This is a genomic window from Shewanella sp. GD03713, assembly GCF_029843705.1.
Taxonomy (GTDB): domain Bacteria; phylum Pseudomonadota; class Gammaproteobacteria; order Enterobacterales; family Shewanellaceae; genus Shewanella.
In genome coordinates this window covers 2965927-2981738 of record NZ_JAOCIW010000001.1, presented here as the reverse complement: position 1 = coordinate 2981738, position 15812 = coordinate 2965927, and the positions used below count along the sequence as shown (strand labels likewise).

General features: G+C 47.3%; 16 protein-coding genes. 10 read left to right on the top strand and 6 right to left on the bottom strand.

Features of this window, described 5'->3' with window-relative positions:
- Positions 1-20: 20 nt before the first annotated feature.
- Genes msbA through N5E87_RS13190 form a run of 3 tightly spaced genes read left to right on the top strand, consistent with a single transcriptional unit; the run spans position 21 to position 3000 of the window.
- Positions 21-1823, top strand: coding sequence for a lipid A export permease/ATP-binding protein MsbA (msbA, locus tag N5E87_RS13200; protein WP_086902602.1), 1803 nt, complete (start codon positions 21-23; stop codon positions 1821-1823).
- Positions 1824-2831 (top strand): tetraacyldisaccharide 4'-kinase, encoded by a 1008-nt coding sequence (lpxK, locus tag N5E87_RS13195; protein ID WP_086902603.1) that lies wholly within the window; start codon positions 1824-1826, stop codon positions 2829-2831.
- The gene (locus N5E87_RS13190) at positions 2821-3000 is read left to right on the top strand and encodes a Trm112 family protein (RefSeq protein WP_011623174.1); all 180 of its coding nucleotides are present in this window, start codon (positions 2821-2823) and stop codon (positions 2998-3000) included. The genes lpxK and N5E87_RS13190 overlap by 11 nt, the downstream gene beginning before the upstream one ends.
- 105 nt (positions 3001-3105) lie before the next feature.
- On the opposite strand, the gene N5E87_RS13185 is transcribed toward N5E87_RS13190, so the two are convergent.
- The gene (locus N5E87_RS13185; protein ID WP_086902604.1) at positions 3106-3570 is read right to left on the bottom strand and encodes a hypothetical protein; all 465 of its coding nucleotides are present in this window, start codon (positions 3568-3570) and stop codon (positions 3106-3108) included.
- 163 nt (positions 3571-3733) lie between these two features.
- On the opposite strand from N5E87_RS13185, the gene N5E87_RS13180 reads away from it, so the two are divergent.
- On the top strand, positions 3734-4423 hold the full coding sequence (locus tag N5E87_RS13180; RefSeq protein ID WP_086902605.1) for an energy-coupling factor ABC transporter permease: 690 nt from the start codon (positions 3734-3736) through the stop codon (positions 4421-4423).
- 59 nt (positions 4424-4482) lie between these two features.
- Here N5E87_RS13180 and N5E87_RS13175 read toward each other — a convergent pair whose 3' ends face one another.
- The 3 genes from N5E87_RS13175 to N5E87_RS13165 form a co-directional block, all read right to left on the bottom strand.
- A complete protein-coding gene (locus N5E87_RS13175) occupies positions 4483-4839 on the bottom strand; it encodes a glutathione S-transferase N-terminal domain-containing protein (RefSeq protein WP_086902606.1) in 357 nt (118 codons plus the stop codon).
- A 233-nt stretch (positions 4840-5072) separates the two neighbouring features.
- Positions 5073-8282 carry a DUF748 domain-containing protein gene (locus tag N5E87_RS13170; protein ID WP_086902607.1) on the bottom strand — a complete coding sequence of 1070 codons (3210 nt, stop codon included), beginning with the start codon at positions 8280-8282 and terminating at the stop codon, positions 5073-5075.
- A 275-nt stretch (positions 8283-8557) separates the two neighbouring features.
- The gene (locus N5E87_RS13165) at positions 8558-8938 is read right to left on the bottom strand and encodes a VOC family protein (RefSeq protein ID WP_086902608.1); all 381 of its coding nucleotides are present in this window, start codon (positions 8936-8938) and stop codon (positions 8558-8560) included.
- Between the two features lie 352 nt (positions 8939-9290).
- Here N5E87_RS13165 and N5E87_RS13160 point away from each other — a divergent pair, with 352 nt between their 5' ends.
- From N5E87_RS13160 to N5E87_RS13150, 3 genes are all read left to right on the top strand, one after another.
- Positions 9291-9995, top strand: a complete 705-nt coding sequence (locus N5E87_RS13160; protein ID WP_086902609.1) for a DUF445 family protein — start codon at positions 9291-9293, stop codon at positions 9993-9995.
- 75 nt (positions 9996-10070) lie between these two features.
- The gene (locus N5E87_RS13155; RefSeq protein ID WP_086902610.1) at positions 10071-10418 is read left to right on the top strand and encodes a VOC family protein; all 348 of its coding nucleotides are present in this window, start codon (positions 10071-10073) and stop codon (positions 10416-10418) included.
- Positions 10393-10605, top strand: coding sequence for a DUF1289 domain-containing protein (locus tag N5E87_RS13150; RefSeq protein WP_086902611.1), 213 nt, complete (start codon positions 10393-10395; stop codon positions 10603-10605). Before N5E87_RS13155 ends, N5E87_RS13150 begins: the two co-directional genes overlap by 26 nt.
- 112 nt (positions 10606-10717) lie before the next feature.
- Here N5E87_RS13150 and cdd read toward each other — a convergent pair whose 3' ends face one another.
- Together cdd and sbcB are read right to left on the bottom strand one after the other, a co-directional pair.
- Positions 10718-11608, bottom strand: a complete 891-nt coding sequence (cdd, locus tag N5E87_RS13145; RefSeq protein WP_086902612.1) for a cytidine deaminase — start codon at positions 11606-11608, stop codon at positions 10718-10720.
- 207 nt (positions 11609-11815) lie between these two features.
- Positions 11816-13228 (bottom strand): exodeoxyribonuclease I, encoded by a 1413-nt coding sequence (gene sbcB, locus N5E87_RS13140; RefSeq protein ID WP_086902613.1) that lies wholly within the window; start codon positions 13226-13228, stop codon positions 11816-11818.
- 175 nt (positions 13229-13403) lie between these two features.
- On the opposite strand from sbcB, the gene N5E87_RS13135 reads away from it, so the two are divergent.
- From N5E87_RS13135 to N5E87_RS13125, 3 genes are all read left to right on the top strand, one after another.
- Positions 13404-14210 carry a hypothetical protein gene (locus N5E87_RS13135; RefSeq protein ID WP_086902614.1) on the top strand — a complete coding sequence of 269 codons (807 nt, stop codon included), beginning with the start codon at positions 13404-13406 and terminating at the stop codon, positions 14208-14210.
- A 33-nt stretch (positions 14211-14243) separates the two neighbouring features.
- Entirely contained in the window at positions 14244-15059 is an 816-nt protein-coding gene (gene rlmA, locus N5E87_RS13130) for a 23S rRNA (guanine(745)-N(1))-methyltransferase (RefSeq protein WP_086902615.1), read from the top strand.
- Between the two features lie 306 nt (positions 15060-15365).
- The gene (locus N5E87_RS13125; protein WP_011072720.1) at positions 15366-15575 is read left to right on the top strand and encodes a cold-shock protein; all 210 of its coding nucleotides are present in this window, start codon (positions 15366-15368) and stop codon (positions 15573-15575) included.
- Positions 15576-15812: the final 237 nt, after the last annotated feature.

The following is a 15812-nucleotide window of genomic DNA, read 5'->3' as shown; positions in this document are numbered from 1 at the left end:
GCCATAATTTAGTGTTTTCAATGACAGCATCTCCTAAAGACGAAATGTGGACAGTTTTCAAACGACTACTGGGCTACCTCAAACCGATGAAGGGCATGTTTTTGCTTTCAGTTGTCGGCCTGATTGTATATGGGCTTGTCGACGCGGCCTTTATTTCTTTTATCGGTCCTTTTATCGATAAAGGCTTTTCCAGTGCACCGGCGATCAGTAACGGTATCGCACTCCCAACCACGCAAGGCTTTCATGCCGATAACCAAGTGTTATTAATGGCGCCGATAGTGGTTATTTTGATGTTCTCCCTGCGTGGTTTTGCGAACTTTGTCTCCACCTACGGCATTTCGTACATGAGTGCGCGTTTGATCATGGATATGCGCCAGCAGGTGTTTGAGCATTATCTAAGCTTGCCCGTGAGCTACATGGACAAAGAAAACACCGGGAACTTGATTTCAAAAGTGACCTTCGATACCGAGCAAATTGCCCGAGCATCGGGAAGTGCCTTGATTTCCATCGTGCGTGATGGGGTGACGGTTATCGGTATGCTTGCGCTGATGTTTTATAACTCTTGGAAGCTTTCCCTGTGCATTTTAGTGATTGGCCCGATTATGGGGCTAGTGATCACTATTGTCAGTCGCCGCTTCCGTAAGGTATCGAAACAAATCCAAACGGCGATGGGCGATGTCAGTGCCGCGACCGAGCAGATGATCAAAGGCCATAAAAACGTGTTGGCCTTCGGTGGACAAGAAACCGAAACGGCGCGTTTCGCCAAAATTAATGACAGAAACCGTCACCAAAACATGAAACTCGCCGTGGCGCAGGCGATTAGCCAGCCGCTGATCATGGTGATTGGCTCCTTTGCCTTGGCCTTTGTGCTGTATGCTGCGAGCCTCGATAGCATGAAAGCCGATCTGACCGCAGGTACCTTCGCGACCATCCTCGGCGCTATGATGGCCATGCTGCAACCCATCAAAAACCTCACGCGTGTGAATGCCGAATTTCAGCGAGGTATCGCGGCCTGTACCACGGTCTTTGAATTGTTAGACACTTTGCCTGAATCCGATACCGGGACTTATACCGTCAAGCGTGCTAAGGGCAACTTACGTTTTGATCATGTTTCCTTCAGTTATGATGGGCAGGAGCGCCGCGCCTTAGATAAAATCGACTTCGAGGTCACCCAAGGGCAAACCTTGGCCTTAGTCGGCCGCTCTGGCTCGGGTAAATCCACTATCGCCAGTCTGGTAACGCGTTTTTATACTGGCTTGGAATCTGGTGATATTCTGCTCGATGATGTCAGCATCTATGATTACTCATTGAAATCATTACGTAATCAAGTGGCGCTAGTGTCGCAGCAAGTGACCCTGTTTAACGATACCATTGCCAACAACATAGCCTATGCCTATCCCGGTGAAGCGACCCGCGAGCAGATTATCCAAGCGGCGACCTTGGCCCATGCGATGGAATTTATCGAGCAACTGCCCGAAGGTTTAGACACTCAAGTGGGTGAAAACGGCGTGTTATTATCGGGCGGCCAGAGACAACGTATCGCGATTGCCCGCGCTATGCTGCGTGATGCGCCAGTGCTGATCCTCGATGAAGCCACTTCGGCACTCGATACCGAATCTGAGAAGGCGATTCAGCAGGGGCTGGATAATCTACGTCAAAACCGTACCTCGGTTGTGATTGCCCACCGTTTATCGACCATTGAAAGTGCCGATCAAATTTTAGTGGTCGATCAAGGCCGTATCGTTGAGCGTGGTACCCATAAATCCCTGCTGGAACTTGGCGGCATGTATGCCAAGTTATACCAAATGCAGTTTGGTAGCTAAATGCAGGCGCTGGTGAATAAAATTTGGTACGAGGGTCACCCATTGCGGTGGCTCTTGCTGCCGTTTTCTGTGCTATTCGCTTTGATCACCGCGATTCGTCGCAGCCTGTTTCGCTTGGGGCTCAAATCACAAACCTCATTACCCGTACCCGTTATTGTGGTGGGGAACATTACCGTTGGTGGCAGCGGTAAAACCCCCACAGTCATTTATTTGATTGAACTGCTACGGCAACAGGGGTTTAACCCTGGCGTTATCAGCCGTGGTTATGGTGCGGATATCCAAGGGGTAAAAGTCGTTACCGCAGCGGATAGCGCGGCGGCTGTGGGCGATGAGCCTGCCATGATAGTGGCACGCACCGGCGTACCTATGGTGGTGGGAGCCAAACGTGTCGATACCGCCAAGGCGTTGCTGGCACAGTTTGCCGTAGATGTGATTATCTGTGACGATGGCTTGCAACATTACGCCCTTGGCCGTGACATTGAGCTGGTGGTGATTGATGGAAAACGCGGTTTAGGGAATCGTCATTTACTTCCCGCAGGGCCACTACGTGAAGGTGCTTGGCGCCTAAATCAAGTGGATTTTGTGGTGGTCAATGGTGGGCCCGCGCAGGTCAATCAGTATGAGATGCAGCTGAGTCCGAGTGCGGTGTTGCCGGTAAATCCCAAAGCTGAGGCCGTGTTTGACCCGACGCAACCCGTGGTGGCGATGGCGGGCATTGGTCATCCGGCGCGTTTTTTTGAGACGTTAACGCAGCAAGGTATTCAACTCGCGTTATCCCATGGTTTTGATGACCACCAAGCCTACGATAAACACGTGTTATGCGAGCTTGCGGCATCTCGCCCGTTGATGATGACAGAAAAAGATGCGGTTAAATGTCGCGATTTTGCACAAGAAAACTGGTGGTATTTGGCTGTGGATGCCAAGCTATCGCCACAATTTGATCAACAGCTGCTGAGCCGTGTGCGCTCTGTGGCTGCAGCTAAACAAGGAAAATCCCATGGCGTTTGATAAAAAACTGTTAGACATAGTCGCTTGCCCGGTGTGTAAGGGAAAATTGGAATACGATAAAACAACGCAGCAACTGATTTGTAAGGCAGACAAATTAGCCTATCCAATCACGGATGGGATCCCTGTGTTACTCGAAAACCGTGCCGTTCCTTTAAACGAAGCGGTTTAATCTGCAGGAACATTGTGAATCATCGGTAGGTCATTTGGGGCTTAAGAAGCATTCAGTCTATAAATGGCAAGCTTAAGAGGGCGATAATCTCGCCCTCTTAATGTTTTAAAAAGGCACGAATTTTTGTTTGTCTTCCTCGGTGGCGCCTTCTTTGCATTCTCCGCGAATTTCGCCACGTCCCGATTCAATATTTCGACTCAACTCGAAATAACCCTCGCGGCAATATCCTGTCATTTCTAAGGTTTTATCTAATCCCAGTTCGACTTGTTTACCCCAAATTTCGAGTGAGTCAGCCTGCTCTTTGCGGCTACGGCGTTGCTCTCTAGGATCTTGGGCGACTTGGCGCATGCGTTCTTCGTGGGGGAAGGGGCGCTCAGCATTATCTTTTTTCGATTTGTCTTCGGCTAAACCGGCTTGATAGGTAAAGAGTTTCAGGCCATCGGCGCGGATATCTGTGGTGAGCTTATCTTTAAACTTACCCGCAAATTCAGCGGGATCTATCGGTGCGCTGCTACAGGCGAGTAGGGTAAAGCAGCTCAGCAGTGTCAGACTTAACGATCTTAATGGCATATGAGGGATTACTCTTCGGTGATTCACTTATCGAAGAATACCTTAATATGCCGCGAAATATCATGCAATTATGGGTTTTATTCGCGATATACTCACTCTCGTATATCGCTTATCTTTACCGCTTTAGCACGCCGAATGGCGCTGTACCGAGGGAGCCTTACTCATGTTGGACTTTTGGGCGAATCGTTTTGCACAAATCGAATGGGATATCAGCCCATTGCAGTGCCTGAGTCTGTTGCTGCTGGGACTGTGGATTTATGCCATCTGGCCCAAGGAAGAGTTACAACAGGTACTGAAGGACAAAGGCCTACAATGGCGACTGTTACTGACCTTGATTGCGGTGAACACCCTGTGGCTGCTCAATGCCAGTATTCAAGTGGGATTGCATTTACACTTTTTAGGCATAGTCACTTGCCTACTGATGTTTGGTTGGCGTTTAGCCACGGTTGCCTTGCTGCTACCGAGCGCTTTTTTCAGTGTCTTTGTGTTAAAGCTGCCCGCCGAGTTTGGTGCCTTTAGCCTGTTTGCGATTGCGATCCCGCTGTTCTGCGCTTTTATTCTCTACAGCCGTAGTTATCATTTGTTCCCTAAGCATATTTTTGTTTTTATTTTTGTTGGCGCCTTTATTAATGCTGGTTTGTCGACGGTTTTTCATCAATTCAGTTGGGCATTCTGGCTATGGTGGTCAATGGATTATGACTGGGGCGTGTTGATTGATAACTATCTGATGTTAATCCCACTATTAGCCTTCCCCGAAGCGCTACTCAATGGTATGGCGGTGACGCTTTTGGTGGTGTATCAACCCCAGTGGTTGTTTGATTATTCCGATCGCGAATATCTTTGGCGTAAATAAACGTGGTGCCTGTAAAGCAAGAGGAAAATAAAAAGCGCGCCAAAGGGCGCGCATTTTATTTAGGCAAAGCGTTGATCTAAGTAATTAATAATTTCTTTTGATTCATACAGCCATTGTACTTGGCCATTTTCTTCGATGCGTAAACAAGGAACCTGTTGTTTACCGCCCTTTGCGATGAGCTCATCTTTGTGCGGTGATTGTTTTGCATCAACCGTTTGAATATTCAGTCCTTGACGACGCATGGCGCGGCGCACTTTTACGCAGAAAGGGCAGGCATTGTACTGATATAAGGCCAATGCTTGGGTCTGGGCGTCAATCTGTTGTTGCTCTGCCTGTGGGCGCTTGCGCTTCTTTGGAGTGAACACAAAGTTCAGTAACAAAATGATCCGACCTAAAATCCAGCGAATAATAAACATAATTACCTCGAATAAAGTGTGTTAGCGCGCCGCAGTATGGGGAGTGCAAAAGGGCATTTCGTTGTCGAAAAGACTTGGCGAAATGTGATTCCGCTCGCATAAAGCCGCAGAGTGTAACCTAAGGGATGCGTGAGGCCAAGCAATTGAGAGTGAGGCTGTTTGTCGACTTGCGGTATAAAAACGCCCAGTGGGCACTGGGCGTTTTATTATCCATGTTTTGATGTTGGTGAGTATTAGTTCGCGTCGATGCTCATATTCACCTGCGCCGCATCTTGGTTCAGGGTCACGCGGCTCTCGAGTAGGAAAATCCGCTCCGGCGCGATCCCTTTACTGTCGACAAGATAGGCCTTCACCGACTTCGCCCTCTCTTGGGCTAAATCACCAAGCATACCTTGGCTGACGTTTTGCGCTTTTACCGTGAGGTTATACAGGGCGATGTGCCAACGGGTAGTGAGTTCCTCTTTGCTGAGTGGTGCATCTTTGGTCTCGGCAATAATAGTGTCTTTCACATCATCCGGATTGGTTTTGACTTCCTGCTCGTACAGTTTGACCAAAGCATCGGCCAGTGGACCTTCGGTTGGGAATTGGCTCGGACTGAGATCCGCGGGTAATTCCGTCAGTGGCAGATTGGCTAGTGTGGCCAGCTTACGCTTCATCATACGCTCGGCAATCGCTTGGCTATCCTTGACGGCATCCACGCTACCCTCGAGGCTCAACTTGAGCATTGGGCGATCGTCTAAGCCTTTAGCGAGTTTATCTAAGCTTTCCAGCTCCTGTAGACTGAGTACAAATTGCCCTGGATTGAAGGGGATTTTATCCAAGGTTTCATCGGAGCCCACCAGACCCGCAAGGAAAGAGAAGGGCGCAGTTACGGCCTTAGTGATCACATTGGTGATGGCCGTCATGATAATACCGCCGACACTAAAGCTGGGTGAGTCTAAGTCGCCGGAGACTTCCATACCAAGGTCAATCACGCCGTGGCGGTCCTGCAACAGGGCAATCGCTAATGTCACCGGTAAACTGGTGGCTAAGTCACTGTTGCTGCGTTTACCCAGTTTAAGCTGATCAATCACTAAGTGGTTGCTGCCCTTGAGCTGGTTTTGCTCCAGTTTGTAGTTGAGCGCTAAGGATAATTGTCCCTTATCGATGTAATAACCTGCATAGGTGCCCGAATAAGGATTCACAGAGGTTAGCTCGACACTCTTAAACACTAGGTCTAAGTCAAGATAAGGCTTATCTAGTAGTGGGTTAATATCCCCTTTTAGGGTCACTGGCGCATAACGGTCAATTTTCCCCTTAATATCGACCGATGCCTTAGTGCCGGGTTTAGAGGATAAGTGACTGATATTGCCTTCAAGCTGCTCAATGCCTGAGGCAAAGTTAGGCGTGAGGGAGTTATCGGCGAAAAAAGCCGAGCCTTGGTTAAAGCTGATTTTCTGAATATCTAAGCTTAACTCGGGCTGTTGAGCCGAAGCATTTGGGCTGCTCTGCGTCTTAGCCACAGTCTTTGCCGTTGAAGCAGCATTTTTAGGCGCGTCGGTCGCAGGCGTTTCCACAATCAGATTACTGATATTGGTCGTGCGATCCTTAGCGATAACCACTTTAGCGTAGGGCTGGTCAAAGCTTAAATGGTCGATATTAATTTTATTCAGCTGTTGGTCAAAATCGAGCTGATTAATATGCATTTTTTGCCATTTAACCAAGGGCGCTTTACGAATGTTGTCGAGGATACTCAGCTCATCCAGTTGAACACTGCCTTGATAAATCGCCTTACCTTTGCCATCGGCGTTTAGCTTACCCTCACTGCTGAATAGGCCGCTGCTGAGCTGCATATTCACATAGGGTGCAAGGTAGGGTTGGAATTGGGCTAAGGCGAGCTGCTCGACTTTCAGGTTTGCACTAATGGCTTCGCCTGGCACATCGACCTGCCCTTGGGAGAGGAAGCGCCCTTTGTCATTCAGACCAAAGGAAAGTTCGTAGTCGATGGGGGCCTTTAAATCACTCACAATGGCTTGTGTTGCAAAATTAAGAGGATAAACACGCCATTGCTGTGGGGTTTGGGTGAGTTTATGCTCCTCAAGTTGAATATCGTAGTTTGCGATACTCAGCCCGCCCAGTGTCACTAACCAAGCATCTTGCTGTTCAGTGGCGCTTTTTTCCGAGGCCGTTTGGGAAAACGATGCGGCTGACGTGTTCGTCTCAGCTGGCGCTTCTGCTGTTTGCGCTTCTGCAGGCGAAGCCGCTTCGGTGCTGGCAGCCATAGATGTTGGCATTAACAGCTGCGCTAAATCGATGCCTTGTTCATCCAACTTGGCCTTAAGGCTTAAACCTTCACTGTGGATTTGCTTAATGTTGATGCGCTGCTTGGCGAGGTTGAGGTTTATTCCATCAATCGCCAGCAAGGGTAAGGCGATCACGGACTGGTCGCCATTGAGTAAATCAACTTTCTCTACAATCACTTGGCCGCGATCGGCCGTGAGTTGTAGGTTACCATCCGCTGGCAACTCAACTTGATAATGACTGTTGATACTGAGTTCTCCCGCCGCCAGTTTTACCTTGAATTGGTCAGCTATAAATGGCCAGAAGGGGGCGAGTTGCAGTTTTGCGAGCTGTACATTCCCGACAAGTTTAAAGGGGAAAAGCTGGAATTGTCCGGCAAGGCTGACTTCACCCGCATGGGCATCCTGTAGCTGGGCGACAAATTGATTGTGCAGAATGCTCGGAGGATTCGATGCCGCGTTGGCCTGAGCCGTAGGCGTAGCCGCTGCAGGCTTATTCTGAGATTGAGTCGCTTGAGCAGTTGCAGGGCTAGTGGGTTTGGCCATCATCAAATACTCAGTATCTAACTGACTGAGTTTGAAATTGATATTGGGATAATCAACCAAAGCATGGGTGACGTTATCCTCAAATTTGACCTTACCCGCCGTTAAGCTGAATTCACCTAATATTACTCGCAGTGGGCGGGTATTTTCAGTGGTGGTTTCTGGCTCATTCGGGGTTTTCGCCTGATTAAGCCGAGTCAGGATGTCGTCAAAATTGAACTGAGTTGCCCCTTGAGATTGAAAACGGCTGACATTGGCGAAGGGACCTTGTAGCTGAATATGGTCAATCACTAGGGCTTTATTAAACACGGATTGCCAGAAGTTCACTTCAAATTGAAGTTGAGATAATCCCGCAAAGGCTTGATTGTCTTTCTCTTTAACTTCTAACTGTTCGATATTGACTCTATAGGTAAAAGGATTAATTCGCAGATCCAGTAATGACACAGGACGGCCCAATATTTCAGTCAGTTTCTCTGGGGCGAAAGACACTACTGCTTTGGGAAGTACTAGCCCAAGGATAATTAGGTAACTTAAGTAGGTTATCGCTAAATAGGCGAGGATTCGTTGGTATCGTGGGCGGCTAAAGAACGCGAGTTTTAACCGTGATAGCTGAGTCAACATAGTGAGATTAAGGCTCCAATACGCACGCTGGCGCGAAATCTATCAATTAATGCGGCTATTCTAGCTAATAATGCTTAAGTGTGCATGATTTGTTTTGATTTTTCCCAATAAAATCTGAGCATTACCTTGCGATAACCCATTTAGGTGATAAGCGATATTAAGTGATAACCCTAGATTCACAGGGGCAACATTTTTGTGCCGCTCAACTTTGGCTGACAAGTTTCGCCCCATACTAATAATCTAATAATCAGAAGATGCACACGCTCAATGCTCTGTTATACCGAGAGATAACTTATTGCCGCGATAATGGCACCCTGTGGATCTTTTATCCAACAAAAACGACCTACTTTGGGAATATCCTCTGGGCCAAAGAGAATGTCTCCGCCAAGCTTTTTGGCATTAATTGCCACTATATCGACATCGGCGACAGTGACATAACCCGTCCAATGGCAAGGCAGTGCGGGGATTAGATTATCTGTGATCCCTCCGATGCCGACACCTTGATTTTCAATGAGGTGATACTGACCATGGGGCATTTTGACCGTTCTAAACTGCCAACCAAACACTTCGCCATAAAAGCGCATGGCTTCTTCGGAATCGTGGGTACTGAGTTCATGCCAACCTAAGGCACCAGCGGTGTTAAATGCAGAGTCCATAAGCGCATCCCTTATGTTTTGAGTTATTGAGCAAACGGGTGAAGTGATAGCCACCTTGAGTGTAGACGATGCTTTTCAATAATTCCTAAGCGCCTCGAGAAATGTGCAATTATTTTTGTTTAATAATCATTAAACTAAGTTAATGTTAATTAATGAAATAACCTCATTCGCTTCGCTCATCATTATCTAAGTAACGCCGGTTCGGTACCGCTTGAGTTAGCTGGGTTTTCGCGATGTTTTATTGATCTTTGGTGACGCTTCACATCTCTTTTCAGCATTAGACCTGCATCCCCTTCGCTTGCTAAACTAGCGCCATTTGCAATCGCATCGATAGCTTAAGAGGGGAGTAAGATTGAATAAGAGTTTAGTGACAAATGTGTTAGCGGCCATTTGTGTGATTTTGGGATACGCACTGAGCTTACCCATTCTGTTTAATGTGGGTTTGTTTGCCCTATCTGGTGCCATTACTAACTGGCTTGCGGTGTATATGCTGTTTGAGAAGGTCCCAGGTTTATATGGTTCGGGCGTGGTGCCATCGCGTTTTGAAGAGTTCAAAGCGGGGATTGCACATCTTATGATGAAGCAGTTTTTTACCACAGAGAATATTGACCGTTTTCTGTCGGAAAAAGAGGGTATTAGCCAAATCGATTTGGCGCCAGTGATTGATAAAGTCGACTTAGCACCATCCTTTGATGCCTTAGTTAACACTGTGGCACAATCTTCCTTCGGCGGCATGTTATCCATGTTTGGCGGCACAGAGGCGTTAATGCCGTTAAAGGAACCCTTTATCGAGAAAATGAAAGCCTCTTTGGTGGAAATGTCCGAGAGTGAACAGTTCCGCAACTTATTGAAACAAGAGATTGAACAGCCGAGTGTGATGGCCGATCTGCAAACGAAGATCGCCAATATCGTTGAACAACGCCTGAATGAATTAACGCCGCAAATGGTTAAACAAATCGTGCAGGAGATGATCCAGACACATTTAGGTTGGTTGGTCGTGTGGGGCGGGGTATTTGGTGGCGCCATCGGACTTGTCGCCGCCTTAGTACAAGGTTAATCTGGCAATAGCCAGCATACTAAAGGGAGCATTGGCTCCCTTTTTTATTTTGATTAATCATAAGCAGGGAACGTTATGGATCATCACAGTATTAATTATTTAGAAATCCCCACCACAGATATTGGCCGCTCCAAGGCTTTTTTTAATACGGTATTTGGCTGGCGCTTTGAAGATTACGGCCCGCAGTACAGCTGTTTTATTGATGCGGGGATCACGGGAGGGTTTTATCAAGCAGAGGTGAGTTTTAACCTCGAAAAAGGTTGCCCGCTCATCGTGTTGTACAGCAAGGACTTAGAACAAACTCAAGCGGCGGTGAAGGCGGCGGGTGGTGTAATCAGCACGGCGATTTTCAGCTTTCCCGGTGGACGGCGTTTCCACTTTATCGAGCCTGCGGGCAATGAATATGCGGTCTGGTCAGAGTAATCACCTCGAACATCCCTGCGTGCGAAATTGCTGCCTCGATCAGCAAGATATCTGCATGGGCTGCTTTAGGCATTTGGATGAGATCTTAGCGTGGCGCACCATGACACAGGCGCAGCGCGATGTTTGTTACTTGAGAATGGCTGAGCGAAAGGCGTTGTTCGAGGCTAAACGAAGCGCTAATCCTTAAGTGTTAATCTTTAAGCTGTAGGCGGTAAATTAAGAGTATCTTATTGTAACAGCTAGAAAAACGGCGCTTAGCAAATACACGTGTATAAAGCTAAAGCGCCGCTAGACTCGCGTTAAACAGGGTCGACCACAATGTGCTCAAGTTCGATGGCCGCAACGGCATGTAAAGCATCCATGGTTGCGCCCACTAAACTGATTTTCCCCTGTGATGATTCGACCAACACCGCACGGCGGATCTCGCCAAAATCACGGTTATGTCGAGTCAGATTCGATAAGGCCATCTGCATTGGCAGCATGGAAGGGTTAAACGCCGCGTTTTCAGCGTAGCGACCACAATAGGTAGCACCATCTGCCGTTTCTAATACGACGGCCGCGTAACTTTGGGTATAAGGTGCATAGCTTAAACCCGCATGATCTAACGCCTCAATCACCATAGGATCGCTGCTATCGAGGGCAAATTCGGTTTCATGCTTGACCAGCAAGGGCGACTGTACATTTAAGTCCTTTGGCCCAAATGCGTAGGGTAGGTAATAGGACAGTAAATGGCTGTCTTGCGATGGCAGATGGATCTTAATTTGGCCACCCTCGACGAGTTCGTTCATAAACTGACGGCAATGACCACAGGGGCTGGCATTGACTATCATGTCGACAATTTGGCTCTCACCACTTAACCATGCGTGGCTGATGGCGCTTTGCTCCGCATGCACTGAGTGAAACAGGGCCTCGCCGGGCAGTTCTAAATTGGCGCCCATATAGATGTCGCCACTTTTCCCTTTGGCAATCGCTCCGACATAAAACTCGCTGATCGGCGGTTTCGCTAAGGCGGCGGCTATAGGCAGCAGAGCCAGTAACACTTCGGCTTCGGTCATTTTGCTGCTTTGGACTAACTCTGCCAGTTGCTGCGCATCAATATGTCCCGCAAAGTTTTGATGTAATAGGGGAATTAATGCGTCAGCCAATGGTGTTGGCAGCTGGGTTATGCTTCTGATAAATCTATCTTGCATTTCCCGACTCCTTGTTTGTTAAGTTCATGGAAGAACATTCTAGTAATTTTGTTACGGTATAAATGCGAGTTAGTTCGCGTTTACACCTCAATTTAACGCCAGATAGGTTACATCTGAAAGTCGTTATCACTGTCTGGCGTTAACTAACGGTCTTATTTAGCTATCTGCTTATCGGTTCACTATCGGTGTTTTAGCGTTTGCGTCGCTTTACAGCCCGCGTAGATAGTGACACAGGGCCGCGAGTAACTTCTGTTTGTGTTCATCACCCTCGTTATCTTGCAGCAGATTTTCAAGTTTCAGTAAATAATCCTGATCGCTTAAACGTTGCTGGCAGAAGGTGCGCCAACGCTGGGCTTCTTGATCGTTTAACAGCTCTGGGTAGTTACGTGCCCGATAGCGAAACAGCATCTCGGGGATACGTCCATCGTCAAACTGCAGATCTAGCGCCGCTAGATTTTGTGGCAAGGTATGGCGAATGATCTCCATCTTGGCTTTATCGGCGGGGCTGAAAAAACCACCGGAATACAGCATCAAATCGGGATCTGTGGTTGTCACTTCGCCTTCATGCTCAAAGAGTTGCGCGAGTTTTTCCCGCAATTCTGGGTGAGCCTTTAAGCGTTTGTATTGCTCTCTAGCAAAGGCTTTATCGATATTAAGTCTTTCTGCCTGGGCATCATCCAAAATCTTGGCCGAGGTAATAAAAGGACATTTGTTAAGGTGGACTTGTTTGACAGGGATAGGTAACTCATCCGCGGCAAGTTCGGCTCTTGGTGTATACATGCGAGTCTTTATTTGCTCGACATCCAGCTCAAACAGTGGGTTTAAATCCATCGCTAAGTTAACGCAAATAATGGCGTTTTTGTTGCTTGGATGGTGGGCTACTGGGGCTATCAGCGTCGTACAACCCTGCAGCGCACTGATTTTGGAACTCACATGGGCAAGCGGTTGCATATTCAATACATCGATTTGTGCACTAACGGCCTGCTTACGGCGCAGCTCAAAATAGTATTGATATAACTTGGGTTGCTTTTCTTTAATCAGCTTGGCCATGGCGATGGTGGCGTACACATCGGACATGGCATCGTGGGCTTTTTCATGGCTTAAACCATTGGCTTGCGTTAGGTGCTCTAACTTAAAACTGGGCGAGCCATCTTCTTTTAATGGCCAATGGATCCCGTCTGGTCTAAACGCATAGCAAGCTCTGACTAAATCGATGATATCCCAACGTGTATTGCCATTTTGCCATTCGCGGGCATAGGGATCGATAAAGTTACGGTAGAATCCGTAACGGGTGACTTCATCGTCAAAGCGTAAGGAGTTATAGCCTGCGACACAGGTATTCGGTTGGCTAAAGAGTGCATGAATGCGCCCCATAAACTCGGTTTCTGGCAAGCCTTTTAAGTTGGCTAATTGTGGTGTGATTCCTGTGATTAAAATGGCTTCGGGCGAGGGGAGATAATCCGTTGATTGTTTACAGTAAAAAGTCTCGGGTTCACTGATGATATTGAGATCTAAGTCTGTGCGGATCCCGGCAAATTGGGCCGGTCTATCCTTGGCGGGATTGGCTCCGAAGGTTTCATAATCGTGCCAAAAAATACTTGGCTGAGATGCTGTATACATAATTTCAATCAAATGACGGTTTTGTCGAATGATAGCATCTTAACACTTAAACTCACCGCAATATTCATTAGCAAAAACCGAGATTGAGAAATTATATTGAAAAGATAAGCGCTTAAGAGGTGATCTTTACCTCGGTTGGCAGTTACAATTCCCCTTCGAACAGGGAATGAGTCTTATGCATCATCAATATCTTAATGAACCTATGGTACTCGACGTCGGGCAGAGTTCGACGCTGACCTTAACCTTGCCCAGCAATATCAGCGATTTTATTGTGCTTGAGGCGATGGGGGCACCATTGCTTGAGTTGATAGTGGTGTCTGAAACACCGCAGCCGCAGATTGCTGTCCGTTTTCAACCAATCTTAGGACTTAAACTCAATGCCGCGATAGTGGAAGCGACAAGTTTTGCCGCATCGACGTCAAGATCTTTGGGGCAAGGAGTTCGGCTTTACCATCGTCTAGGCACAGCACCCAAATTTTGCGCGCAGGAACTGCGGGCAGGCATTGCAATTAAGGTTGATGCACAGGCTGGGATCAGTGTGTCACTGCAAACAGCATCTAAATTTGAGCTCGTCGCACTCGAGTCAGATGGCCGAGGTTTGCATGAGCCCAAAGTGTTGATGATGGCAAAAGCGATATTAGCGCGGGAATATGACTATAATGCTACCGCTGAATCCTTGGCCGTATGCTTGACTGAAATAGAACAAGTGCGGCTCGAGCTACAAGCGTTTTTGCGCGGAGACTTGGGGCATTGTCATACTGGGTTAGCCGAAGAAGTGGTGCGACTTGACCCCTTGCTGCAACAAAAGCGTCAATGGTTATTTCGCACTTATACTCATATGTTCGAACGACCTAACTTCAGCCGTGCGGCCAATGACGGTGTGAATATCGATAAAGCCTTAAGGAAGCTCGAGTGTTTTGAGCTGCTCGCCTCCCCAGAATTACTGCAAATGGTGGAGCGACTCATGGAAGATGAGGCATAAGCCAGACATTCCAATCATTTATAGAGTTAACCAATGCAATATATATGTCCTTTGTGTGCCTTACCGCTCACCTTGACTGAACGAACTTGGGGATGCCCGCAGGCACACAAGTTCGACATGGCCAAAGAAGGCTATGTGAATCTGCTTCCCGTACAGAAGAAAAATTCCAAAGATCCCGGTGACAATCAACAGATGATGTTGGCTCGCAGGGAGTTTTTAAATGCGGGTTACTATCAAAGTTTAAGTGACAGAGTGAATGCGTTGGCACTTGAGTATGCCAACGAGGCGCAGCAGATCCTCGATATCGGTTGTGGTGAGGGGTATTACAGCCATCGTTTATACAATGCGCTTGTTGCCGAGCATCCGTGCCAGTTACAGGGCGTGGACATCTCCAAATCGGCAATAAAAAATGCAGCTAAACGTTATCCGAACCTTAGCTTTTGTGTGGCGAGCGCCTACGAAATGCCGATCCCATCAAAGAGTATTGATTTAGCGATTCGTATTTATGCGCCATCGAAGCTGGAAGAGTTACAGCGGGTCATGGCGCCAAATGGTATTTTGATCACAGTATCGCCAGGACCTTTACATCATTTTGCGCTAAAACAGCAAATTTATGCCGAACCGAGATTGCATCCAGCGTCGGATGCCAAGATTGAGGGGTTCGAATGTTTACACCAAGAGCGGCTTAGGTCACAACTTGAGCTAAATAACAGCCAAGATATTAGCCATTTTCTGGAAATGACGCCCTACGCTTGGAAGTTTACGGCCGAGCAAAAGCACCTATTTGCCCAGCGCGGATTAAGCTGCGAATTAGACTTTCAGATTGAAGTACATCGCATTTCAGTCTAGAGGTTGATTTTAACCTATTGAAATAAATTATTTAAAATGCTTAACTGTCGATGCTTACGCCGTAAGAACATGCTGTTCTGCGAGCCGGTAGCAAAACCTGAGATTGGCTTGGTTTAAATAAATTTTTCAAAGTGTCGCAGTATGTTGACTTATCTTTAGAATGGTTTATAGTCTTACTAGCTTGAAGGTTGGGCTTATATTTATGTGTTCAATACGACCAGTTCGTCCTGTAAACATAAGTAATACCGGCATTTTCCAGCTCCACCGCCGTTAAGGCTTTAATTTTTTATTTACAGGATTTATATCATGTCTCAAGTTACTGGTGTTGTTAAGTGGTTCAACTCTGACAAAGGTTTCGGCTTCATCGAGCAAGAATCTGGTCCAGACGTATTCGTACACTTCCGTGCGATCAACTCTGACGGTTTCAAAACTCTTGACGAAGGTCAGAAAGTATCTTTCACTGTGACTCAAGGTCAAAAAGGTCCTCAAGCTGAAAACGTAACCGTAATCGGTTAATTTTCAGTGCTGTTAGCCTAAGCGCTGATAGCAATGGATTTAAGAGCTGTGGTTAACACCATGGCTCTTTTTATTTGTGCCGCGTTTAAGTTTTCTGCGTTATTGCTTTACGTCCCCGCGTGTTGATTCGATAGTTTTCTTGCTCACAGCTCACAGCTCACAGCTCACAGCTCACAGCTCACAGCTCGTTTTCTCTATTGTTATCTCATATTTATCAAACCTAAGTTTGGGTGTGAT